The sequence below is a fragment of the Mesorhizobium sp. M0074 genome (assembly GCF_040322975.1).
Lineage (GTDB): Bacteria > Pseudomonadota > Alphaproteobacteria > Rhizobiales > Rhizobiaceae > Mesorhizobium.
Genome location: NZ_JAMYUM010000013.1, coordinates 128,224 through 150,994, shown reverse-complemented (window position 1 = coordinate 150,994; position 22,771 = coordinate 128,224). Strand labels below are relative to the sequence as shown.

Sequence of the window (22,771 nt, the reverse complement as noted above, 5' to 3'; positions counted from 1 at the left end):
ATAGCCAGTGCGGCAGCACAAATGTGAGTGAGGGCATCGGCGACTGCCTCTTGCAGGAGAGTGCGCCCGCCCGGACAGGACGGGCGCGGAGAGCCTCAGAGGTTGATCGACAATCCCTGATACATGTCCGGCGTCACATAACCGACGGTCGGGTTCTCCATCACCTCAAGCTGCAGTTTGAAGATGCGCGCCGCGTCCTTATCCTTGTTGGCCCACTCGAACCAGATTGGCACCGCGATTTCCTGGAACTTCTGGAGGTCCTCCGGTCCAAGCCGATTGATTTCAATGCCGGCATCCAGGAATTTCTGCCAGGCCCCCATGTCGGCCTTCTGGATGGCCCCGAAATGGACATTGGAATAGACTTGGATTTCGTCTTCCACGAACTTCTTGAGGTTGTCCGGGAGTTGGTTCCAGACATTCATGTTGACGGCAAAGTCCATCAGGTCGACGGGCTGGTATACGGACATCAGACCGGCTGGGCCCATGGAAATGTACTTGGTCACCTGCTGGAACCCGAGCGCCCAGTTTACCGCCGGCCCAGTGTAGTCGGCTGCATCGATCGTGCCTTTCTCCAGCGCGGAGAACACCTCGCCGCCCGGCAGCAGCGTCGTCTTGGCGCCGGCTTTTGCGAATGTCTCGGCGATCATGCCGCCAGGTACGCGCAGCTTCAGGTCTCTGAAATCCTCGATCGAGCGGATCGGTGTCTTTGAGTGGATGATGTTCGGGCCGTGATGAATGCGGTTGACGTAGTAAAGACCTTGTTTCGCATAAAGGTCGCGCGCGGCCTGCAGACCACCTTTCGAATAGAAAAAGATGTCCCATTCGTGCGGATAGCGTAGCCCCATCGTGTAAGAGGAGAGGAACGCCGCAGCGGGAAGCTTACCGGCCCAGTAAAGTGAAAACGAGTTCATCGCTTCCAGAACGCCGTTCTTCACCCCGTCGAGGAGTTCGAAGTCACCAACGATGTCCTTTGCCTTGAACGGCTGAAATTCGAGTTGGCCTCCGGTCTTTTCCTTGATGGCCGCACACCAGCTCTGGAAAGTTTCAAGTCCGACGCCAGCCGGCCACGAGGTTTGAATTTTCCAGATGATTGTGTCAGCGGCTCCTGCCCTTCGAACCCAGGGAGCGGTAACCGCCGTCGCCGTCAGCCCGGCGACAAGTCCGCTCGACTTCAGGAAGCTTCGCCTTGATTTGGAATGCGATTCTCCGTCCATTGTCTTCCTCCCTGTTCGGCAAGCGGACAAACGATAGGCCCACCGCCGGTCTCAAAAACTGAAAACCAATGACACATCCTTTTTGAGGGATCAGAGCATGCCAGCGCCACGAACGACAGAGAAAGAAACGGCGCAGCATGCAAATAACATAGCGCGACGCAAGCATTTTCAACCACTGCGCGCCCGACCCGTAATATGCTCGTGCGGTTTCAATAAATCCACGGTTTTAGTGGGTTATCGGCTAGTCAACGCGGCGTTCCTTCGGCTTATACGAAGCTCGGTGCGGCTTCCGTCCCTGCTTCTTAAGCCGAAACATTGGCCAGGTTGACCTTGCCCCTCTGATCTAATGCGGTTTGAAGTTCGTTCTGGCCCATCGAGAGGACCAGGACATGAAATGTAGCCGCTTCTCTGAAGATCAGATCATCGGAATTTTGAAGGAACATGAGGCCGGGGTATCGGTTGCCGATCTGTGCCGCAAGCACGGGGTCAGCGACGCCTCGATTTACAACTGGAAGGCCCGCTTCGGCGGGATGGATGTCTCCGAGGCTCGGCGACTGAAGGCTCTGGAGGACGAGAACACGCGGCTGAAGCGGCTCCTGGCCGACGCCATGCTCGACAATGCCGCGTTGAAGGATCTTGTGGGAAAGAAATGGTGACGCCCGCGGCCAAGCGGAAAGCTGTCGCTCGCCTGAAGGAAGGCTTCGGGATGAGCGAACGGCGGGCGGGTAAAGCCATCGGCTGTTGCCGCAAGACGGTTCGCTACGAGACCAACAGGCCGGACGACCGCGAGCTTCGCGAGCGGATGAAGGCGATCGCGCAGGAGCGTTGCCGGTTCGGCTACCGGCGTCTTCTCGTGATGCTGAGGCGGGAGGGCCTGGTCGTGAACCACAAGAAGCTGTTCCGGCTCTATCGGGAGGAGAAGCTCGCCGTTCGCCGCCGTGGCGGCCGCAAACGGGCGATCGGGACCAGGGCGCCGATGGTGGTGCCGCTGAGGCCCGACGAGCGCTGGTCGCTCGACGTCGTATCGGACCAGCTCACAGACGAGCGCCGCTTCCGCATCCTGGCCGTCGTCGACGACTGCACGAGAGAGTGCCTGGCACTCATCGTTGATACGTCTCTCTCGGGCATGCGGGTTGCCCGAGAATTGGACCGGCTCATCACCGAGCGCGGCCGGCCGAGAATGAGCGTCAGCGACAACGGCAGCGAGTTCACCTCGAACGCCATCCTCTCCTGGGCGGATCAGAACCGCATCGAATGGCATTACATTGCGCCCGGCAAGCCGATGCAGAATGGCTTCATCGAGAGCTTCAACGGCCGACTGCGCGATGAACTGCTCAACGAGACGCTGTTTACTTCGCTGGCTCAGGCACGCGTCGCCATCGCCCTGTGGCGCGCCGACTACAACACCGCGCGGCCGCATTCCCAAATCGCCTGGCAGACACCGGCCGAGTTCGCCACCACCTTCAATCTGCGACGGTCGCTCGCGCTGCGCTGTGCCAAAGGCTCCGCGCCAGCGCCCGTCGCTTCACCCGCCCAGCAGGGCACAACCCACGCCGGAAACGAACTCAAAACTGGATAGAAACTGGGGGCAAGGTCACTGCCGAACAGGTAGTCCAACCGCGGGATGCGAGAGCGCCTCAAACTCTGCCTTCGTTAGGTCTTGCTCGGTCTGAAACCACCGCGCCATGAGGACTCCGAGATCTTCGGGGATCCGCAACGCCTTTGCTTGGTCCCGCCCCAACTGCGCCAGGAATGCGCACCATTGATCGTATTCCGTTTTGCCGGTGTCGCTCTTCCACTCAACATAGGCATGCTGGGCCAGAGTCTTAATTTCGTCGGTGGGGATCGGTTCGATGCCGTAACGGTATGCGCCTTGCAGGACCTGATAGCCGAATACAAGCAGTGCGCCGGCCCAGTCCAGCGCACTCCGTCTCAAACGCCGGTTGATGCTGACAGAGAATCCCTCGGTTTCAACCTCATGCCACCAATCGACCGGCATATACAAAACGTCACCTGCATTCAGTACGGCAATCTCTCCATGCAGTTGATTCAACAACGGGAACTGGTCAAAATCGGGATTATTCAAATCCACAAGCGCCCGCCTGGGCTTGTCGGCCGTCTTTTCATGCTGCGGATAGATGAAACTATAATCCCAAGGGGGGAACATTTTTACGGCTTTTGTCCCGTGTAGCTGCACCAGGAATGCGTACCAATGATCATAATGCGCCTTGGCGGTAACCCCTTCGGAAGCAACATAGGGAGACGAGCCAACGAACTCCAGGTCGCTTGGCCAAGGCAATGCCTCCAGAAGACTGCTCGGGACTTTCCCGCCAAACATGTAGTAGCGCTCGTTTGCATCGATCAGTGGTTGCCATTCCCCCTGGCCTAGGATCCGCTCGAACAACTCACGAAAGGTCATTTCGTGTGTCATCCCGCTCTTGCGTAAGACATAGGATGCAGTGGAAACCGTGGTCTCGTCCCCTGGAACCACCGTAACCTGCCCGGTATGCCGCGCCCATTTGGGGTCATCCAATCCCCAACCGTCGGAGGCTGCAACCCAGCCTCGAACAACAAACGGCCGATTTTGTCGGATTGCCGTGGAGATTTGCTTGCTGTCAATCTCCTCGATCGGTTTCATGTTAAGCTTTGGCGTTTCGCGAGCTGATTCAGCGAGTTTGGCGTTGCTGGCCATGGTTCCACCCTTATTGAGATGACCTTAATCAAAGAAATGAAATACAAATTGCGTTTCAGTTGGATGATATGTGGCTGTCGGGAGCGACGTCGTCGTGCATTCGAATGGCAGCGATCCAGACACTTGGTGTTCAATGGCCGTGCTGATCGACGAAAGCCGTCACCTGGCAGCGGGACACGCCGATGGCCTGGCAGAGCTTGGCGCTGTTTCCATTCCTCACCGTGCGCGAGAATGTCGAGTTCGGCCTGCGCATGCGCGCCGTCGACAGGGCCGAGCGGCGGCGATGCGTCGACTGGTGGCCGCGAATCTGGAAGAGGACATAATACTCGATACTCGCCCCAATTATACTTGAACGGGAGCGTAAAAGTCTTTGTCTATTGCTCGTTTCTCTTTATTCACGAAGAGCACGTCCCATAGCGGCATAGACCGGCGCGCTGAGATACTCCCATGCTGACCTCGCTCCAGTTTCGATCATGACCTGTGTGCCCATTCCAGCTTGCAATGCTCCAGGCTTCAAAGACTCCGGCCTCAGAACAATTCGGACTGAATAAAAAGCCTGACCGGTCCGAGGGTCAATTAGCCGGTCAGCTGAAAGAGTGCGAACGTCACCGCTCATCGGTTGCTGGTAACGTCTGTTCACAGCGCTAAGCCACACCGTCGCGTGCAGCCCCACTTTCACCTGATCGACGTCGAGGGGGTCAACGTTTGCCACAACAACGAAGCTATCCTCCTGAGGGACGATGTCCATCAGCGGCTCTCCCGCCGTTACGACCCCTCCGTTCGTGTGGACCTTAAGTCCCACTATGGTGCCTCCGATAGGAGCACGTATCTCGGTACGCGTCGCCACGTCATCAGCAGCGGCCATTCGCTGCTCGTATTCGTATATTTTGGCGCGGGTTTCTCCTAGTGTCTCGACGATATCGGCCGTCGTCGAGGCGCTAAGTTCGGCAATCTTGAATTTCGTCTCCTCCATCTTTTGCTGGGTCGCGCCGATCGACGCTACATACCCGCTTAGGGCACCTCCCACGTCCGCCTTTTCTCTTTCCAAATCTACAAGGCGCGTCCTGACTACCAACTTCCTTTCGTACAGGCTGCGCACATCACCTAATTGCTCCTCGATCAGCTCGAGCTTCCGGGTAGCCGCTACCACTTGCCCTTCAAAACCCTCTATCTCCTTCGCCATGCTTCCGGTTGCTTGCTGCAGCAGGGAGAGCTGCTCTCTGAAGAGGTTTTGACGTGTCCGAAAGACACTCTCCTGCCCGGAAACAGCATCCGCTGCCAATTTGCCGGACGCTTTCAATTCAGGCGGAATTTCGATCGAGTCCTTTCCATCTCTTTCCGCGACCAAGCGCGCTTCCGTAGCCTTCGCCTCGTACCACTGCGCCTTGATTTCATTTGCAGCAGCCGCCGAAGCGGTGTTTTGCAATCGTATCAACACCTGGCCTGGCGACACGCGATCTCCTTCTTGAGCCAATATCTCTGATATGATGCCGCCTTCGAGGTGCTGAACTGTCTTTACGTTTGACGCGACATTCACCACCCCGGTGGCCAAGACCGCACCCTGGATAGGTGCCGCGACAAGCCACATGCCGGTCAGAGTCGAGAAGGCAGCGACAATCGCGAAACCAGAGATCACTAAACGCCTACCAAACGGCGGCGGATCCTCGGCTTGCTGGGTACCAGAGTGTTCGGTGTCACGGGCGAGCGTAGCTATCATTTAACGCTCCGCAATTCAGTTTTCCCGAAGCGAACGGGAGGAACCGAACCTTCGGTGAGCTCAGGCGATCGACTTCCTAGGATCAGCGACCTATCAACTAATCCGGCAAGACGGTTGGTCTGTCCGGATATGGTGACAATTACCGAGCTTCCCGCATCCTTCATAAGCCTAACCGCCGACTCGAGGGTCTTCTTCGAGGCAGCGTCCAAATTGGCGAATGGCTCGTCCAAGACAATAAGTCTCGGCGCGCGAAAGAGCGCGCGGGCAAGGGCTACTCGCTTCCGTTCACTCCCGGACAGGCCGACCGAGTCGTTAAGCAAAGTGTCATAACCCTGGCCCAGACGAATGATAACTTCGTGTATTCCGGCTATTTTTGCTGCGGAAACCACGTCATCGATAGAACTTTGTTGAAAACGTGCAATATTTTCCGCGACGGTTCCCTCAAAAAGTTCAACGTGCTGAGGTAAATAGCCGATGCCTCCAACTCTAACATTATCCGGAAGCCTGGTTATGTCCATGTCTCCCAAGCGGATCTGACCGGTGCGGGGCTTGAGCAAACCAATGAGAAGACGCGAAAGCGTCGTCTTGCCGGTGGCTGCACGTCCTATGACCAGCAGCAATTCCCCAGGAGCCAGAGAAAGCGACAGTTTCCTAAATACGTCTGCTCGCGATCCAGCATGCCTGAATGTAACTTGATCGAGAACTAACGAGCCTTGCGGCGTTCCAGGAAGCAGAGACGGCTCTACGTCCAACGGTTTGGCAAGCTCCGCCTTGATCTTGGAGTATCCCTCCCGCGCTTCCCTGAGGCTTCTGAGCTCCCGAACTGCCTTTTCCACCATTCTGTAAGCAAATCTGGCAATGAGCCGGGCTGCAAATACGCCTCCGAGGGACGCCGAATCGTTCAGGAACAGCCAGATGCCCGATGCCAATAGAACTATGTAAACGCAACGGTTCAGCGCCCGGATCGCTGCATCAAGGCTCGATCCTCTGGCATTAAGCCGCTCCCGCTGCAAAAAGCCATCTACTCTGTTCCTACCCCAGCGACCGGCGATCGCGTCGGCCATTGCGAAGGCGCCGACTACGTCTTTGTGCCTTTCCGCTGAGATCAATACCTCTTTCGCCTGCTTGGCAGCTTCACGTTCAGCTTGGCGGGGCTCTTGTGTGATCTTTTCTTTGAGCAGGCTCATACCTGTCAGCAAAGCCATGCCTGCCAACGCGATCAGGCCGAGAACAGGATGGATCAAGTATACACATAACAGGAAAACGGGAGCCCAGACCACGTCCAGCCAAGCAGCTAGCCCTCGCTCAACAAAGCTGGAGACTTTCTCGATGCTGGTCAGAAGCGGCGGATTGGGGACGCCTGCCGTCAATCCGGCTTTCACGGACTGGCTGGTCAAGTGGTGCTCGATCCAAACGCTCCAGCGGGAAAGCATACGACGACGAATGGCTTCCAGCACGACGCCGGTTACCAGAGCGAGCAAGGCGGCCAAGGTCAGAATAACGAGGGTTTCCACGCTGCGGCTGGAAATGACCCGGTCGAATATTTGTATAAAATAAAGCGGCCCAGCAAATCGGAGCGCATTGATACAGACACCAAAACCCACAACCGCAGCAAGGCCAGGTATCGACCTTCGCCACATTTCGCTGAGGGGGGCGCTGTACCGCCGCCTACCTCGTGTTCTCAGCAAGGACACCGTCTTTCATGCCCGTCCAAGCGGGGCATGCTGGTCGGGGTCCTCGTTGAAAATTCCCGAGAAATTCATGATCATCCCATCCAAATCGTCATGAGGGCTCAAAGCAGGTCCCGCAAGAACATTTGGCTGAAGCCGATTTGCTGCCCAAAGGTGTTCATCGTGATCAACTGCCTCGAACATCGACCAAGCTCCGCTCACGAGGTTGTACATTTGGGTGGCGGACAGGGGAGGGCACCCGAGGGCTTGGACCAGGCTGCCCAGAGATGACTTGAGGGCTCCACGGGTTTTTGCCAGCACTGCCGCTTCAATCAACTCAGCGGGCGCCTGGATCGACATAAATGCGGGGTTCGAGCTTTGCGATAGCAACTCGGGCAAGGTGACCGAGACGCTCCCAAAGGGACTGGGCCATGTCGCCCTGCTGTCACTGGCAGGCCTTCCGGGGCCAGGTGTTTCTCCCAACTCTGCCAGAATCAGTTCGTGCGCGAGCTTCCCCAAAAAATCAATTCGCAGTTGGGAAGAATAGGCTCGACCCTGGTCGAGTGCCGTCATTGGATTTGGGGAATCAGCAATACGCCGTAGATATGGATTATTGCCCTGTCCGTTAGCCAGTTTTTCAGAAGCGCGAGCCTTTAGAACGGGGCTGAGTGCCCCATCCTGGAGCTCCCATGGGGAATAGACATGCAGGCCAGTGGCTTCTTCAGCCTCCCTCACACCGAGCGGCGATCGGCCGATCCTGCCACTAATTGCAAGTACCTTGTGGCCAGCAGCGCGGAGGGTATCAACTCCATACTTTGCTCCCATCGCGTCATAGGAAGCGAAAATCGCGCCAAGAGCCATGCTCCGAAAAGATTCAGCCAGAATTAGCTCGGAAGTTTCCTTCTGCTGCAGCCCATCGGCAATCTCAATAACAGCGACGTCACATCCATTTTCGGCGGCATGGTTCAGTAGGCGGAAAGCACCCTTCTCAATCAACTCTACCGGGGCTAAATACGTCGTTGCAAATCCGGCATCTGTGAAATCAAGAACGATGTCGGCTCCGGCATCCCGCACAATCCAGGTGTCGCCACCCGAGCCAGTTCCTGTAATTTTCAGTGCCGCGACCTTCAGTCCCGCCTTTTTGAACCCTCGGACCAATGACGTTGCCGTCAATGTCTTGCCGGCGTTCATTGACGTCCCAAGCGACAGAACAATCGGCAGGGAAGGGGGTAAATCGTCTGAGCTGACCTTGTAATCCCACACGTTTAGCCGGCGGCCGAACTTGTCGCCAATCAGGCCGAGCGGGGTGATCTTGGTTGGCGCCAGCATGCGAGCATGCCTGGAAAGCTCACATGCCGCGATGCCGCCCCCCGCTACCAAGTCGCACGGCCCCAGATCGGGGCCTATTACCGCCTCGAACTGGTCAGGAGCGTACCTGTTTCCATAACAGAGGATTATCTCATCTCCGCGAAACATGATCGCCTTTCGCCCGCAGATGAGCTCCAGTCTGCTGTGATTGCCGAGTTCATCAACGCGCGCCAAAACAAGATCGCCAGCGACGGGCTGTATAGGTCCGGTAACGAGTGTGCGCATGTGAGATGCGGCGACCCGGCGGGTGGCGAATGCTCGTTTAGCTCTCTTCAGGCGCCCGCGCTTAATTCTTGAAACGGACATGAACCCCCCAACTTACATTTGGATGGCATTTAGAAGTCTTTTCTGTTCTATGTATAAGATTAAGCCCTTTTCTATACTCCTCTCCATTTGCAACCGATTATCCAATAACCAATATGATTGGATAAATATGATTAGATAAATAGCATTAGATGGCCCAAAATACATACCCAAGCTGACGACTTTTAACGGCTATTAACACTATAATGTCTGGATCTCTGCCATTCGAATGCATGACGACATCTCCCCGCGAGGCCACATACCATCCAGCTGCATTGTCCGGATCAGGCCGGCGGGAAATCCACTGGTCTTTCAAGAGAATAAGAACGCGACTTCCGGATGCTGCGGCCGTAGCGTTTAGGCTGAACGCGGGGGATCAGAGATAAAGCGTGCTTAAATGTGGTGGAATGCGCCACATCTTCGCCCCTTCACATCGGGTCTTGCCGAAGCCGCTCATGCCCATCGATGCGATGCCCGTTTCGAGATGCATTTGAAGTGGCTGCAGCGGAAGCGTGGTCAGGAAGTCTGTATTGTGGGCGACGGTCGAAAAGCAGGCGGAGCGTGAACATCCGGGGTCAAAAGTGGGGTTATGGTCAGCCTATCTGAAGAGTTGGGACAAATTGAGATTGTCAGTTTTAAGGTGCTATCGGGACTTAATGTGCATAGCACGAACACGGTGGTCAAATTAACCCTGAATATCGGGCGGCTAGCGGTTTCTTGCATCTCCGATTTTACTGCGCTGGCTCACTCAGCGCTGTCCGAAATGTTTCCCGGTTGTGCACAAAACGCTTTGGTCCCTCGCTACATTGCCGACGCAATCCTGTCCGCTGATCTTGAGCTTCGCCGCGCGATGAATTTCTATTCGTTTTCGCCGACGGCGTCGCTAATAGGCGATCCGTCCGAAAGCCATCTTGCAATCATTTGGGAGTCGGATGACCCGCAGATGTCGCGCGCGGCTGCTTCGGCTGTCGTTGAAGCGATAGGTGAGGCGGCGCGAGGCGAGGACGGGGCAGCGAAATACGCTCAGACTCGGGAGCTAAACCTGGAACGGGCGAAGAGACGACGTCTTTCAAATTCGACCGCTGTGCTTGTAGCTGCAGCTAAGAGAAATCACATCCCGTTCGAATTCATTGCCCGTAACCACCTTCGCCTTGGCCAAGGCAAGCACCAGAAGCAGCTGTTCTCAACGATATCGGGCTCTACATCGTTTGCGTCGGCGAAGGTGGCCTTGGACAAAAGGCTGGGCAACAGACTTTTGGCGCAAGCGGGGATCACAGTACCCCGTCAGATTACCGTTCGCACCAAACCTGAGGCCGTCGCTGCCGCCAAACAGCTGGGTAAGACCGTCGTGGTCAAACCGGTTCAGGGAAATCAGGGTCGGGGAGTCTCGGTTAAACTGCGGGGACGCCGTGCAGTTGAGGCTGCATTCGATATAGCGCACGACGTTACTCAGTCAGAGCGGTTTGGCGTCTTGGTTGAGCAGTTCATCGCCGGCCCGGAATTTCGAGCGACAGTCGTTGACTATCATCTCGTGGCGGCGGTCATGTGTTGCCCGCCCCAAGTCGTTGGCGACGGTGAAAAAACGATAGTTGACCTGATTCATGATTTGAACCGAGAACCCGACAGAGATGGGAGACGTCTTTCTCCTGTAGAGATTGACGATGAGCTGCTACGGCACCTAGCCTTGCGTCGTCTTACGCTGGAGTCCGTCCCAATTTCCGGGCAGCCTTTGGTTCTCCGACCTACCGGCCACCTCGCCCGTGGAGGCGTCCCGGTCGATGTTACAAACTCCGTTCATCCAGATAACATGCAACTGTGCGAGCGCATCGTGAGAGTCATCGGCCTTAACATTGCCGGGATAGATCTCATCATGCCCGATATTGCAAGATCATACAAAGAGGTCGGGTGTACTGTCATCGAGGTAAATGCACGGCCGGGGATCGAGTTTCATCTTTGGCCGCGAGCGGGGACCTCGAGAGATGTGAGTGAGATAATCCTGGCCAATATGTACAATGAGCCGGGCTCTTCGGAAATTGCCACCGTACTCGTCATCGGCGATCGACACACTGGTGCGGTGGCGACAGCAATCGATCATCGGTTCCAGGCGGAAGGGCGAAGAGTTGGTCTCTTGTCGAAAAGAGGCGCTTACATCAACACTGTACCCCAGGAATTTGGGCGGCGGACAACCCCGCAAATGCTGGCCAGAGACCCGTTCCTGGAAGCCCTGGTTTATGCAGCCTCTCCGGACAGACTTTGGGCGAGCGGTCTTTGTCTGGGTGCTTGCCGTGCGGTCTCGATGACTCGAACGGATGCAGACAATGGTACAGTTCTCGAAGATCTCGCTCAGCGAGTGTTGCAGTGCGGCAACCAGGGCTATTTCATTGTCAACAGCGAAGATGAATGGCCCCGCCGTGCGCTGTCGACCTTGCCGACCACACGACTAATATTGGTCAGTTCCGAGCCTGATACTGATACCGACCTACGTCGGCACCTACAGAGTGGTGGTTTGGTTCTAACTTTGAGATGGAGCACTGACGGATCGGGTGCCAAAATGGCGCTTTTGTCGAGATCTGGTGAGCTAGCCGCGGAACCCCTCGCATCTATGTCTCAGTCGCGGCCACAGCAAATAAGGTCTGCCATGCACGCAATGGCAATGTCGTATTTGGCAAAAAAGGATGGCTGGTTCGATGAAGTGGCCCCGTTTCCTTCAGTTCGGCCCGAGACGAACGACGTTCGATAGCAGTGATGAGTTTATCGATTCTGCTCAAGCTAAGGAGAGTAAGGTTATGAACACTGTTTCGCCGACTGCAACACCGAGTGTTTCGCTAAGTGATGCGGCGACACTCGTTGCTTTGACTTTGAAACGCACCACAAACAAAGCGGGACAGCCGCGAACCCGTGCAAGAATGTCGTACAAGACATTCAGGCGCCTGACTGGACGGCGTGTCGGCGGGGCGGCGTTCGTGAGAGGCTTCACGGAGGAATTGTTGAAACTAGGCTGGCTGATGATCCGTATGCCATCGGCTTACGGCTTCGTGCGCGCCGCCTCCCTCGACAAGTGGCGTCTCATAAAATCAAATATGGTCGCGGAAGAACTTAAGGTGATTAAGGAGGGATCTGCGGCGAAGGCATTGGAGAGTGCTCGGCAAGAGCTCGCTGGATCGGGTGAGAATAACGGTTCAGCAGGCGGCCTCAGTAAGGCAGCTCGAATAAGCGGAGAGAAGAAAAAGCCGGTCGCAAGCATCGGATAGATGTGCCTCGTCAGGAGATTGATTTGTGTAGCCCCCATCAGGGGCAGGCGAATTGAGGCCAAAACGCTGCCGGAAGCTGGGCTGCAGACTCGGATCCAGCTTCCCACCATGGAGCGAAAATGCGGCCTCAGAGCATGTTGAAGGACAATCTCCACGCCCTGTAGAGAGTTGGCCTCAGGGCAACCGACGGCATGTCCTTTCGATCAATTTCAGTACCCGCCGGCGAAAGGTTCGCAGGATTGCGGAGCGCAAGACTTGTGAATTCTTGCGTCTCAGCGTTCGCAGAAGAAGCAGTAGCTTTGGGGAAAAAGATGGCGACTGGATCTGTTTACGTCTGGGAGCGTTGCGATTCAGATTTTACTGGTGGCCGGGTGCATTCAACCGAGGTCGAACTGCCTTATCTTTGCCAAAACACGGGGAGGCAAGGGCTGCGTGGGCGATACGTGGACGTAATCGGTCATCCAGCCACGGATGTTCACTGGCCCACGGGTGAGATGGGCGAAGCACTGCCCGACAAGCAAGGTAACTATGTTTTCAAGCCTTTCGGCGGCGGAATTCTTGGTGAACAGGAAGGTTGTGAGGCCGCGGCACGCTTCGGCCAAGTCAACGTCTACTACCACGTCTCCTTGATAGCTCATCGAGTGAACGAAGTGCTGCGTTCACTCGGCGAGGGCCCGTTGCCGAAGGTCAGAGCGATCGTTAATGCGCACCAGCCGAAACAAGGGGGAGTTAACGGGGATCTGCTTAGGTTGGTGCCGCTCAAAGGGACCAAATACCGATATCCAGCAAGAATCGAAAATCTCGATGATTTTTCGATCCCCCTCTGTGGGGAATTGCTGTTCGGCCCGGGGCGTGCGGTCACAGCGGAAGGGTGGCTTCCACGAATTTCAGGCGGTGCTTATCTGTGCGACCCCTCGCACAATGCCAGTTTCATATATCAGGCATTCGGGTTTCACGTGGTGCGCCATACCGCTGACATCCAAGCTGACAGGCTGCATGCACCGCGCGCCAGTTTCAGTAGGCCTGGTCCCCTTGAGTACGCCTTGAGCGCATACTTTGCGGCCGCGATGCTGTCGACTCCCTACGTATGGTGTTGGCACCTCCGTCATGATGCCGAGTTCGTACCATCGGATACTCTTGCCAATGATTCGCGTATGGACGACGCCGAGATGCCACCGCCGGACGCGCTGGTCGCGCAAGTCATAGCGGCGACAATGTGGGACCTACACAAGGCTTTTCCGGGAGACGAACTTACTTGCATTTCGTTAGTTGTAGCTGCCCTTTTGGCGCTGGGACGACTTTCTGATAGCCCGTATGCTCCTTCCGGAATTCGAACGCGCGCCCTCAGGTCACTTCCGAAGAGCTTTGCCTCGTGTTTGCTTCATGCAGACCGAATGAGATTCAGTAGCCGTTACGAAACACTGATCCGAAGCGTTTTTGAGAAGCGTGGGATCGGCTTTAGTTCTTCAGCGGTTGAGACATTGTTGGCACCCTCCGTTCAGCCACCCCTTTACCGCCTCAGTGAATCGGAAGAAGTCCGGCGCCATGTTGTAAAAATTCGCGAGAAGTTTTCAGAGGTCATAATTCCGGATGACATCGATCTCATCGACCCGGACCAACTTGAACAGTTCCTCTCTTCGTCCGCCAGCGCTCCGTACCATTTGGCGGCGGTCGGAGATGTGATGACCGGGATGCGGATGCGTCATCGTATCCGCAGGTTTGGCCCAGACTATGCCTTCGCCTGGGTCAGGCCGATCTTTAGACGCTGCGCTTTGATAACGGGAAACCTTGAGGGGCCGTTCTCCACCATCTCTGAGAAAGCAGATACCACTCGGAACTACTCATACAAAGTGGACCCCAAGTCAGCCTCTGTCTTACGTCGTGCAGGCTTCGCTGCCATGACTGTCGCGAATAACCACATTCAAGACTGCGGTCGGGGTGGCGTGGTTGAGACGCTAGCCACGTTAGAGCGACAGTATATCCAACCGTACGGTGGTGGTAGGAACCAGAGCTCTGCTTACCACCCGGCGATTTTTGATGGCGCAGATATCCGCATCGGACTTCTCGGATATTACTGGAACCGTCGAACAGCGGCTCGTGGCGAACTTCCAGGCTCCGCACAAGATGTGCCCGAATTCGTCGAGCGTGATCTGGCCCAACTTCGTCCACTGGTCGATCGGATCGCCGTGATGGTACATTGGGGTTTGCCATACCAGCGCCAACCTACCGAGCAAGACCGCATGAAAGCACGGCTATTTATCGACCTGGGTGCGGACGCAGTCATCGGCCATCATCCCCACATCCTTCAGCCGATCGAGATTTATAATGGTCGGCCGATATTATACAGTGTCGGCAATTTTGCATTTGGGTCCGGAAACAGCAAAGGGGAGTCCATTCTGCCTTGCTTCCACTTTGGTGCGAAGCAGATCCGTTTAGATATTTATCCAGTTTACGTTCAAAACAGAGATCCGCGCCTCGACTACCAACCAAAGATAATGGGAGGAGCAGCCGGTCGCGCGACAATCGATCGGTTGCTGGCGTTGTCGCCTGGACTCGCCGATGTTGTCGTAGCCGTTCAAGACAGATGCCTTAGATTGGCCATCCCTGCACTGGCGTGAGGCTCCGAAGCTCATGCGTATGCCGTACGCGGATTTGCACTGGGTTCCTCGATCGCAATGGCGGCGCGAGCGATACGTGCCGACAAAACAAGGAGCCGATACCCTGTCACGCAGGAAGCTGAGGTGCCGCGGAGGCGTCGCTTGCGAACATTGCGAGGACCAGACGTGGAGGAACGAACTCTTTACTGCTCAGCCGGTTTTGATTTGTTTAGCTGCCGCTAATGGGGTATGTCATCCCTGCGGGATCGTCCATGGGAGCGACAGGTGCGATTTCTAATCCGTCTGTTAGGGGCAGTCGTCTTAGGCTGTAGTCTGACGTATTCAGGCCAAGTACTTGCCTGGAAGGTCGGCAAAGGTACGACCTCAGCAACTATTAACGGCATAAAGTTGACAGTATACACCTATCATCCGAAGAACTGTGCCAATCCATCGATCCTGTTCGTATTCCATGGACTAAGCCGAACGGCCGAATCCTACCGAGACTACGCGCAGCCTCTTGCGGATCGAAATTGCCTGATCGTTATGGCGCCGCTTTTCGACCTGGAAAGGTTCCCAGGCTGGAGCTATCAGCGGGGAGGCATTGTCAACTCGGGCACAATTCAACCTCGGGACAGGTGGACTGTCTGGTACGTGAAGGGCTTGGTAAACTGGGCGAGGGCCCGAGAGGGGCTGCCGACTGCCCAGTACTACCTTTTTGGGCACTCGGCGGGAGGTCAATTCATGTCGCGTGTTGCAGCATTTGCCTTGTCGGATGCCAAGAGAGTGGTCGTAGCCAATCCGTCGACCTACGTATTGCCTTCCCTAGCAGAGGCGGCAGCCTACGGGCTGGGATGTCTCTCCTCGGGCTGCGTCTATACGCCGGATCAAGCCTCTCAGGAGTTGAAGGCCTATCTGGCTTTGCCTCTAACGATCTATCTTGGAGAAGACGACACTGGCGATGTCGATCTAAACGAAAGCGCAGCTGCTATGCGCCAAGGAGAGACGCGTTTGGATCGGGGGCAGTTCACTTTTGAGCTGGCGCAAGCTGTCGCGACCGCTAACGGGTGGCCTTTCAATTGGCGTCTCGTGATTTTGCCGGGTGTCGGACATTCGGCACGCGACTTGTTGCAGTCTGACCAGGCTCAGCAAGTCTTCGGCCTTAAGTAAAGAATTAGCACATCGCTGACTTCAAGGTCTGCCGCGTTTCACTCAGCTCAATGAGCAGCGAGACAGCTTGCATCGCCTTTTTGCCGAGCGTGAATTGCCGCTGCGTTTTGTTGTTCTAATTTAGTAAATTCTAAACCATCTTCGGTCTAAGTTGCTCTTAAGAGAGGGCTTCTGGATGCGGAGACTGAAAGATCTGCCGCCCGAAAAACGGGGGAACTTTGCCGTCGCGATGGCCTTAATGGTGGTGCCACTGGGCTTGGCCCTCGGCCTTAGCATTGACTTTACCAACGCCGCTTCCTGGAGATCCAAGCTGCAGGAGATAGCCGATTCGGCGGCTCTTGTTGCTGTCGAGAGCGACGGAGGAAACGAAGCAGCCGTCCAGGCCGCGAAGAATTGGGCGCTGGCCAATGGCTCCTTCGTGACCGGCGCTGTCGTTGGGGTGAGCATCACCACTCCTTCTGCTGGGACGCGAGAGGCGGCGGTTGAAATCTCAGCTGGAATGCCAACCGCTTTCATGAGTCTTGCTGGAATTCGGAGCATTAACCTTCACGCGGCGGCAACGGCCCGAAAAGCCGCGCCGGATTATTGCTTCTATGTCCTCGATCCTGCCTCAAATGGAGCGCTGACGGTAATGGGTTCCGGGGGGCTTTCGGTGGCAAACTGCGGTATCCAAGTGAATTCCTCCAGTCCAAGGGCACTGAGGCACGTTGGAACCGGAAAGATTGTCGCCAGAAAAATCTCTATAGTGGGCAATTACCAAGGCGGCGGTTACACCATCATCCCGAAAACCAACCAACCCGAACTTGCAGACCCCCTTGTCGATCTACCGCAGCCCGTTCCACCGAACGGCTGCGACTACAGTGATCAGATGCTGACCGATGTTACCATTCCGGCCGGCCGGGTGTTCTGTGGAAACATTGACCTCGATGGAAATGTCGTTCTTTCTCCCGGAGTTCACTATTTTCAGAACGCAACAGTGAGCATCGGCAGCCATGTGAATCTCTCGGGCGACGAAGTCACGATATTCGTTGACTCCGAGTCAAGCATTATTCAGTCAGCAGGCAAAGGTGGCGTAAGGATTTCGGCTCCCACGAGTGGCATTTACGCTGGCATCGCTATCTTCGGGTCACGCACAGTTACGCCCTCTGTGCCCACGGTCTCATTGTCCGGAAACAAAAACTACTTAATTGAAGGGGCTATCTACCTGCCCCATCATCGTTTTCGGATGAGAGGGACAACAGACCTGAAGTCGACTGCCAACTCAGGTTGGATTGTTGCGTGGCAATTTTTCTATAGTGGCAACTCGAGTGTGGCCCTGGACTGGTATGGTGCGACTCCGCCGAAAGGCCTTGGAGACTTAGGAATAGTGCTCCTTCGCTGAAGCAATACTGATGTCAGTGCTCGGCACAGGGCTAATCTTTGTTGTTGCTGCATTGGGCTCGGACCAACCAACCATTCCCGGCGGCTGCCGTTATATGCATGGCCGAAATGACCGAGCGGGCATGACTGTGCGCAGCTCTTCGGTTGGCGGCGTCCAGCCGGCGCTACCCTGGTCACCCGGAGGCAGCACAGATCGAATCAGGCGGCGAAGCACAATTTTCCGCCAAGTGCCTGAGACTGTTTGGTAGTGGAACCAGTCATGGGCGGAGCTGATCTCCGGTCAATTTTTCTGCTTTGGTCCAAAAAAACAGCGAAATTCGACGAATCTCAACGTTTCGGGCACTCCTCAAACACCGATGCTATATCGCGGCGGACTAGCGTCCAAATTGCCGGCGCAAGCGAGTTACAACTTCATGCAGACCCATGGCATTCGAAGCTTTCACAAGAAGGCGGTCCTTCGCGCGCAGGATAGTGGCGAGCTCGGGCAACACATCGTCTGCTGTCGCGAAGTGTGGGCCGAGGAGGTACTCCGGCAGGGCACGACGGAGATATGTCATCTGCGTCCCAACCGTGATCACCATATCCAGATCGGCCGCGAGAACGGGTTCCGCCAGACCGGCGTGAAATTCGGCCGATCGTGGCCCGAGTTCCCGCATGTCGCCAAGAAGGGCAAGCTTTCGGCCCCCACTTGCGCGCTTCCCCTCAGCGAGTGCCGCCAGCACGGCGGCCACCGATGTCGGATTCGCGTTGTAGGCCTCATCGACGACATGGATCTCGCCGGACGCGAGGGCGATGCGTATGACTTCGCCACGTCCGTGGATGGCCTGCACCTCCCCGAGCGCATTGGTCGCAGCTCCCAGATCAAGGCCGAGCGAATCGACAGCCGCCAGCGCGCTGAGGCTGTTGACTGCCATGTGCCGCCCTGGATTACCTAGCTTGTAGGCGAAATCCCGGCCCTTCAGGACCGCACGCACCAGTTGATCTTCGTGCGAATAGTCCACGAGCCGGTAGTCGGCCTTAGCATGTCCACCGAAGGACACGACCTTCGCCCCGAACGACAGCGCGCGGGCTCGGAGATATTCGAAATGCTCGGAATCCCGAGGCATGATCGCAGTGCCGCCCTCAGCGACATCGTACAGGCGGGCTTTCAACTTGGCGATGGCCTCACGCGAGCCGTACTCTTCGAGATGGGCGTCGCCGATCGTCGTGATAAGAGCGACATGCGGCTTGAGCGCAGATACCTCAAGGAGCCGCCGAAAAAAGCCAATCGACACCTCGACAGCGTGGATGCCATCAGGGGGAAGGTTGGCGATCAGGCCGAGCACGCCGGAGACGGTATTGAAGTTTTCGCCCGGAAAAGGTGGATAACCAGCTGCGGTGAGAATGACGTTGATCATCGCCGTGGTGCTCGTCTTGCCGACGCTGCCGCCAACCGCGATCAGGCGTCCGCCGTAAGCAGACCGCGCTCGCTCGGCGAGATACTTCATGGCGACGCGGACCGAAGCCACCCGGAGCAACGGCAAGCCTTCGAAGTTGGGCCGGTACTCTCGGTCCGCGAGGAGCGCGAGCCCCTGTCGCCTGAAGCGCCTGATCTTCCTGGGGTGTACTCCGTAACGGTAGGTGCCAACGCGCGGGATGACGAGCGCGCCGGGGCCGATCAGTGCGTCGCAGAAGGCTATGCAGTCGGTCGTCCAGGCTTCCGGCAACTCGCCTTCCCATATGCCTCCGGTGATCTCCGCAAGCTCAGCCTTCGTCCAAGGGTGCATTTCTCCCCCTGTCCTGCCGATCGACCCGAATCACGTTAACCCGCGCCCCGGCCACCTTGAATAGGTGGCCGTCCGACATCCCTGTCCTGTGGTTCGATCACTTTCAGCCAATTCCGCTCAATGTGCAATGGTTCCGGGTACCACCTGAGACCTTTGCCGGGTTCAAAGCGGCCTTCGCCAAGCCCACTACTTTAACGACCACATCCGCAATCACTTTTGAGATCGTCTGGTTGGGACCGATCACGATCTTGGATGAGCGAAACCATCTGTTCGAACGCTAGTCACCTATTCATCGAGTTCAACGGCTCATGGTCGGGGAGACAGTGATGCAGCACCTCGCCAAGGTTTCGCTTGTCGAACGTCTGGCCACAAACGGGGCAGAACTCGAAATATCCTGCTTCGTCGTTGGCCGGCGGCCCGTGGCGCTTGCCCTTGATGCCGGTTGCGGGGTTGTTGGTTCGATCTCGTCTCACGTTGGTCGCCACCGCACGTAACTTTCATGGGGACGGGCCGACAGCCGATCGGGGGTTCCAGCGGGCCGCCGGGCCTACCGGCTGCCAGTGGCGCTGCCGGGTAGAGTCAATTGTAGGCCATTTCATGCGTCATTACTAATACAATAAAATGATAGCGTTCCGTTCCTCTAGCCGCCAGACCGGGCGCGTCCATTCCCCCTATGATGCGGACTTTGGTGGACAATCCGCCCTAAGGGGACGGATGGACACACGAGTCGAGTTCGACCTCGTGATCGATGATGCCGATGTTCGCATTCTTACTCGCCGCGGTCTCGATTGAACGACGAAGTAGCGAGACCTTTCGGCGCCGCCAAGGAGACGTCGACGCTGACGGTCGGTAGCGGCTGTCGTCCGTCGTCTCGGTGCGTCGAAAAACGGGCAAGTTGATTGGGAACAACGATTACCTACCTCGATTTAGGCATCGTAGCGCCGCGCTTCGCAGCGGTTTTGGGCCGCTTCGCCCTGGAATATGTGTGCCCAAAGTCTGAAGGTCTGCGAAATTCGCCGTACTTATTTCGCAAAAATCCTGCAAAAAAAGTGCGGCGATTTCGCGCTAAGTGCTTGAAAAACGTGGTGATCCCGACAGGAATCGAACCTGTGACCTACAGATTAGGAATCTGCCGCTCTATCCTACTGAGCTACGGGACCATCGCGCCCGACACATAACCGCTTCGGGACGTTTCGCCAAGAGGCAGCTAGGCCGCTCGCTTGGGTTCGACCGCGAACGGGCTCAGGCCCAGCCAGGTCTGCATTTTACGGGCGATATCCTGGTCTCCCGTCAAGATGACTTTCGTCCCTGCCTTCTCGACGGTGATCAGCCCCATCCAGATTTCGGTCATGGTGTGCAGGTCGGTCGAGACGTAGAGATCGACATCGAAGCCCGGGTCGTACCAGCAGAGGTCGACCTCGCCGTGCTTCTCGACGATCAGCCACCATGACCGTTTCGAGGCGGGGAGCTCCTGATATAGAAATTGTATCACCGTGCGGCCGTCGGGCAGCGGCGACGCGTTGAGATTGCGCCGCATGTCCCACATCAGCAGCGACGGATCGAGGTTCTTCAGCGACAGCCGCGACTCGACCCATTTCTGCCCCCAAAAGCCCATCGCCTCGACAACGGAACGCAGATCCCTGCCTGCCTCGGTCATCCGGTATTCGAAGATGCCTTTCTCGCCGCGCACCTCCTTGCGCTCGACGATCCCGGCCAGCTCGAGCTCCTTGAGGCGTTGCGACAGAAGGGTCGGCGACATTTTGGGGACGCCGCGGCGCAGATCGTTGAAACGGGTCGAGCCTGCCACCAATTCGCGAAGCAGAACCATGGTCCAGCGGGTGCACAGCACCTCCGCGGCCATCGATAACGGGCAGAACTGTTTGTATCCGGACTGGGTCACGACGTTGCCTTCCCCTCAAACTCAGCCGGGACCATAGGCCTTTCCCGGCGGCGCGGCGAGTACAGAAACTGTACCGGCCCAGTGTGGTGGATTTGAAGTTCCTGCTTTCTGGGTGGCATCAGCGTTAGGAACTTCAAATCCAAAACCACACTGGAAATCCAAGCATTTGCTGGTGTGGCTTTTGAATCCGAAATTCGCTCGCTGCGTTGCTCCAAAGCGAATGCGAATTTCGGATTCGCCACACCAGTACAGATCGCGGACTGGCTGGCGCCGGCCTTGCCGTGCGAGCCCTTGGCCGCTGCACGGGATACCCCTGTGCACGACCAGGAGACATGACCCATGACCGCTTACGTTATCGCAGACATCAAGGTGAGGGACCCGAAGTGGATGCCGGCCTATGCCGCGTCAGTCCACGACCTCGTTCACAAGCACGGCGGCAGATATCTGTCGCGCAGCGGCAATGTGAAGACGCTCGAAGGCAAGCCGCTCGACACGACGCTGATTGCCTTGATGGCGTTCCCGACCGAGGCCGCGGCGCGCGCCTTCACCGACGATCCTGCCTACGCGCCGTTCGTTTCGGCCCGTCAGGGCGGCAGCGACAGCCGTTTCCAGCTGATCGACAACTCCGATCTGGCCGGAACCATCCCGTATCTGCCGAAGGGATGATCTTCCCCTGCATTCGTCGCATCGGGATAGGGATCTCCCAGCAACAACAGCCACAGCGCCCACCTGCCGGACCTCCTTACTTCCGGCGGCCGGCCGGGCTGTGCTTTTCAAGAAGAATGGAATGACTATGACAATCAACTTTCGCAATAGAGTTCTCGCTGCCGCGGCGCTGCTGTCGGCCTGCACTGCGCTGGCGCAGGCGCATCAGGCAGCGCCCGCGTCCGGTCCCAATCCGCTGGCCGACAAGGTACGCGCGGCCAACAGCCGCTTCGAGAATGTGGCGGCGGCGACCGCTGAGGGCTATGCGCCCATTCCTTGCGCCAGCGGCATCACCGGCGGCGCAATGGGCATCCATTACGTCAATCCGGGCTACCTCAAGGACGACGCGGTCGATGTCGCCAAGCCTGAAGCCGTCATGTACGAGCCGATGGCCGACGGCACGCTAAAACTGATCGCGGTCGAATACATCACCTCGAAAGGCCCGGCCTCGCTCGACGGACATCTGTTCAACTTCAACAGTGCGCCCAATCGCTATGGCCTCGGTCCGTTCTACGAGCTGCATGTCTGGGCCTGGAAGGGCAACCCGACCGGCGCGTTCGCCGATATGAACCCGAACGTGTCGTGTGAACCGACGACTGCTGCCAGCCAGTAAGCAGCCGAGCCAGGCGGCGCCAACGCCGCCTGGCCGCGCTGAATTGCGGGGCAGCCGGCAACGGGCGCAAAGACGGCTCAGATAGCGGAACTTTCGGGATGCCGGCGCGCTTTAGTGTCCCGAAGGAGAGACCGCATGAGCGCGACCAAAGAGTTCTTTGAAACCTGGCTGCAGGAGAATGTCGGCAATCTGCCGGCCGAGAGCGAGGTGAGCGTCGCCGTCCTGGCGCAGCAATTCGAACAGGATGCCGACGCTGCCGGCTATGGCCACGAGGTTCGCGAAGACGAGCTCGGCAATATCCAGGAGGCGATCGAGGCAGCCCTGACGAAGGCGAGGACAGGCGAAGAGCCGCAGGCTGCCGACGACAATGAGCTGGCGCCGGTCATGGAGGCGCTGGAGGTCGAGGATCCGAAGAGCGGACCGTAGCG

Annotated in this window: 17 protein-coding genes and 1 tRNA gene; 10 read left to right on the top strand and 8 right to left on the bottom strand. The window is 57.0% G+C overall.

Annotation, left to right across the window (positions count from 1 at the left end):
- Positions 1–95 precede the first annotated feature (95 nt).
- Positions 96–1,214, bottom strand: a complete 1,119-nt coding sequence (gene dctP, locus NKJ73_RS19125) for a TRAP transporter substrate-binding protein DctP (RefSeq protein ID WP_352570608.1) — start codon at positions 1,212–1,214, stop codon at positions 96–98.
- Positions 1,215–1,603: 389 nt separating this feature from the next.
- Between dctP and NKJ73_RS19120 the strand changes: the two genes are divergently transcribed.
- A protein-coding gene (locus NKJ73_RS19120) for an IS3 family transposase (RefSeq protein ID WP_352570607.1) occupies positions 1,604–2,793 on the top strand; the annotation gives its coding sequence in 2 pieces (ribosomal slippage) (positions 1,604–1,853 and positions 1,853–2,793; 1,191 coding nt in all).
- 15 nt (positions 2,794–2,808) lie between these two features.
- Here NKJ73_RS19120 and NKJ73_RS19115 read toward each other — a convergent pair.
- Positions 2,809–3,906, bottom strand: a complete 1,098-nt coding sequence (locus NKJ73_RS19115; protein ID WP_352570606.1) for a cupin-like domain-containing protein — start codon at positions 3,904–3,906, stop codon at positions 2,809–2,811.
- 182 nt (positions 3,907–4,088) lie between these two features.
- Between NKJ73_RS19115 and NKJ73_RS19110 the strand changes: the two genes are divergently transcribed.
- Complete coding sequence (locus NKJ73_RS19110) at positions 4,089–4,229, top strand: hypothetical protein (protein ID WP_352570605.1); 141 nt, start codon at positions 4,089–4,091, stop codon at positions 4,227–4,229.
- Positions 4,230–4,297: 68 nt separating this feature from the next.
- Here the strand turns inward: NKJ73_RS19110 and NKJ73_RS19105 are convergent, their stop codons facing one another.
- The 3 genes from NKJ73_RS19105 to NKJ73_RS19095 all read right to left on the bottom strand — a co-directional run bounded on the left by NKJ73_RS19105 (position 4,298) and on the right by NKJ73_RS19095 (position 8,967).
- On the bottom strand, positions 4,298–5,623 hold the full coding sequence (locus tag NKJ73_RS19105) for an HlyD family type I secretion periplasmic adaptor subunit (RefSeq protein WP_352570604.1): 1,326 nt from the start codon (positions 5,621–5,623) through the stop codon (positions 4,298–4,300).
- Positions 5,620–7,227 carry an ATP-binding cassette domain-containing protein gene (locus NKJ73_RS19100; RefSeq protein ID WP_352570603.1) on the bottom strand — a complete coding sequence of 536 codons (1,608 nt, stop codon included), beginning with the start codon at positions 7,225–7,227 and terminating at the stop codon, positions 5,620–5,622. The genes NKJ73_RS19105 and NKJ73_RS19100 overlap by 4 nt, the downstream gene beginning before the upstream one ends.
- Positions 7,228–7,323: 96 nt before the next feature.
- The gene (locus NKJ73_RS19095; RefSeq protein ID WP_352570602.1) at positions 7,324–8,967 is read right to left on the bottom strand and encodes a hypothetical protein; all 1,644 of its coding nucleotides are present in this window, start codon (positions 8,965–8,967) and stop codon (positions 7,324–7,326) included.
- Between the two features lie 586 nt (positions 8,968–9,553).
- Between NKJ73_RS19095 and NKJ73_RS19090 the strand changes: the two genes are divergently transcribed.
- From NKJ73_RS19090 to NKJ73_RS19070, 5 genes are all read left to right on the top strand, one after another.
- On the top strand, positions 9,554–11,704 hold the full coding sequence (locus NKJ73_RS19090; protein WP_352570601.1) for an ATP-grasp domain-containing protein: 2,151 nt from the start codon (positions 9,554–9,556) through the stop codon (positions 11,702–11,704).
- Positions 11,705–11,750: 46 nt separating this feature from the next.
- On the top strand, positions 11,751–12,215 hold the full coding sequence (locus tag NKJ73_RS19085) for a hypothetical protein (protein ID WP_352570600.1): 465 nt from the start codon (positions 11,751–11,753) through the stop codon (positions 12,213–12,215).
- Positions 12,216–12,526: 311 nt separating this feature from the next.
- Positions 12,527–14,833: a CapA family protein gene (locus NKJ73_RS19080; protein ID WP_352570599.1), complete on the top strand. Its 2,307-nt coding sequence runs from the start codon at positions 12,527–12,529 to the stop codon at positions 14,831–14,833.
- A 720-nt stretch (positions 14,834–15,553) separates the two neighbouring features.
- Complete coding sequence (locus NKJ73_RS19075) at positions 15,554–15,979, top strand: hypothetical protein (protein ID WP_352451186.1); 426 nt, start codon at positions 15,554–15,556, stop codon at positions 15,977–15,979.
- A 175-nt stretch (positions 15,980–16,154) separates the two neighbouring features.
- Positions 16,155–17,360: a TadE/TadG family type IV pilus assembly protein gene (locus NKJ73_RS19070; RefSeq protein ID WP_352570598.1), complete on the top strand. Its 1,206-nt coding sequence runs from the start codon at positions 16,155–16,157 to the stop codon at positions 17,358–17,360.
- A gap of 373 nt (positions 17,361–17,733) precedes the next feature.
- Here NKJ73_RS19070 and NKJ73_RS19065 read toward each other — a convergent pair whose 3' ends face one another.
- The 3 genes from NKJ73_RS19065 to NKJ73_RS19055 all read right to left on the bottom strand — a co-directional run bounded on the left by NKJ73_RS19065 (position 17,734) and on the right by NKJ73_RS19055 (position 21,025).
- Complete coding sequence (locus tag NKJ73_RS19065) at positions 17,734–19,125, bottom strand: UDP-N-acetylmuramoyl-tripeptide--D-alanyl-D-alanine ligase (RefSeq protein WP_352570596.1); 1,392 nt, start codon at positions 19,123–19,125, stop codon at positions 17,734–17,736.
- Positions 19,126–20,208: 1,083 nt separating this feature from the next.
- Positions 20,209–20,285 (bottom strand) — tRNA-Arg (locus NKJ73_RS19060).
- 47 nt (positions 20,286–20,332) lie between these two features.
- Positions 20,333–21,025, bottom strand: coding sequence for a winged helix-turn-helix transcriptional regulator (locus NKJ73_RS19055; RefSeq protein ID WP_023677872.1), 693 nt, complete (start codon positions 21,023–21,025; stop codon positions 20,333–20,335).
- Positions 21,026–21,364: 339 nt separating this feature from the next.
- Between NKJ73_RS19055 and NKJ73_RS19050 the strand changes: the two genes are divergently transcribed.
- From NKJ73_RS19050 to NKJ73_RS19040, 3 genes are all read left to right on the top strand, one after another.
- The gene (locus NKJ73_RS19050; protein WP_023677873.1) at positions 21,365–21,691 is read left to right on the top strand and encodes a DUF1330 domain-containing protein; all 327 of its coding nucleotides are present in this window, start codon (positions 21,365–21,367) and stop codon (positions 21,689–21,691) included.
- Between the two features lie 121 nt (positions 21,692–21,812).
- Positions 21,813–22,343 carry a hypothetical protein gene (locus NKJ73_RS19045; RefSeq protein WP_352570595.1) on the top strand — a complete coding sequence of 177 codons (531 nt, stop codon included), beginning with the start codon at positions 21,813–21,815 and terminating at the stop codon, positions 22,341–22,343.
- A gap of 135 nt (positions 22,344–22,478) precedes the next feature.
- The gene (locus tag NKJ73_RS19040) at positions 22,479–22,769 is read left to right on the top strand and encodes a hypothetical protein (protein WP_352451191.1); all 291 of its coding nucleotides are present in this window, start codon (positions 22,479–22,481) and stop codon (positions 22,767–22,769) included.
- Positions 22,770–22,771: the final 2 nt, after the last annotated feature.

What these genes read in the sequence shown, in the direction of transcription:
- dctP (WP_352570608.1), bottom strand. Translation starts at nt 1,214, where the DNA reads ATGGACGGAGAATCGCATTCCAAATCAAGGCGAAGCTTCCTGAAGTCG.
- NKJ73_RS19115 (WP_352570606.1), bottom strand. Translation starts at nt 3,906, where the DNA reads ATGGCCAGCAACGCCAAACTCGCTGAATCAGCTCGCGAAACGCCAAAG.
- NKJ73_RS19110 (WP_352570605.1), top strand. Translation starts at nt 4,089, where the DNA reads ATGGCCTGGCAGAGCTTGGCGCTGTTTCCATTCCTCACCGTGCGCGAG.
- NKJ73_RS19105 (WP_352570604.1), bottom strand. Translation starts at nt 5,623, where the DNA reads ATGATAGCTACGCTCGCCCGTGACACCGAACACTCTGGTACCCAGCAA.
- NKJ73_RS19095 (WP_352570602.1), bottom strand. Translation starts at nt 8,967, where the DNA reads ATGTCCGTTTCAAGAATTAAGCGCGGGCGCCTGAAGAGAGCTAAACGA.
- NKJ73_RS19090 (WP_352570601.1), top strand. Translation starts at nt 9,554, where the DNA reads ATGGTCAGCCTATCTGAAGAGTTGGGACAAATTGAGATTGTCAGTTTT.
- NKJ73_RS19085 (WP_352570600.1), top strand. Translation starts at nt 11,751, where the DNA reads ATGAACACTGTTTCGCCGACTGCAACACCGAGTGTTTCGCTAAGTGAT.
- NKJ73_RS19080 (WP_352570599.1), top strand. Translation starts at nt 12,527, where the DNA reads ATGGCGACTGGATCTGTTTACGTCTGGGAGCGTTGCGATTCAGATTTT.
- NKJ73_RS19075 (WP_352451186.1), top strand. Translation starts at nt 15,554, where the DNA reads ATGTCGCGTGTTGCAGCATTTGCCTTGTCGGATGCCAAGAGAGTGGTC.
- NKJ73_RS19070 (WP_352570598.1), top strand. Translation starts at nt 16,155, where the DNA reads ATGCGGAGACTGAAAGATCTGCCGCCCGAAAAACGGGGGAACTTTGCC.
- NKJ73_RS19065 (WP_352570596.1), bottom strand. Translation starts at nt 19,125, where the DNA reads ATGCACCCTTGGACGAAGGCTGAGCTTGCGGAGATCACCGGAGGCATA.
- NKJ73_RS19050 (WP_023677873.1), top strand. Translation starts at nt 21,365, where the DNA reads ATGACCGCTTACGTTATCGCAGACATCAAGGTGAGGGACCCGAAGTGG.
- NKJ73_RS19045 (WP_352570595.1), top strand. Translation starts at nt 21,813, where the DNA reads ATGACTATGACAATCAACTTTCGCAATAGAGTTCTCGCTGCCGCGGCG.
- NKJ73_RS19040 (WP_352451191.1), top strand. Translation starts at nt 22,479, where the DNA reads ATGAGCGCGACCAAAGAGTTCTTTGAAACCTGGCTGCAGGAGAATGTC.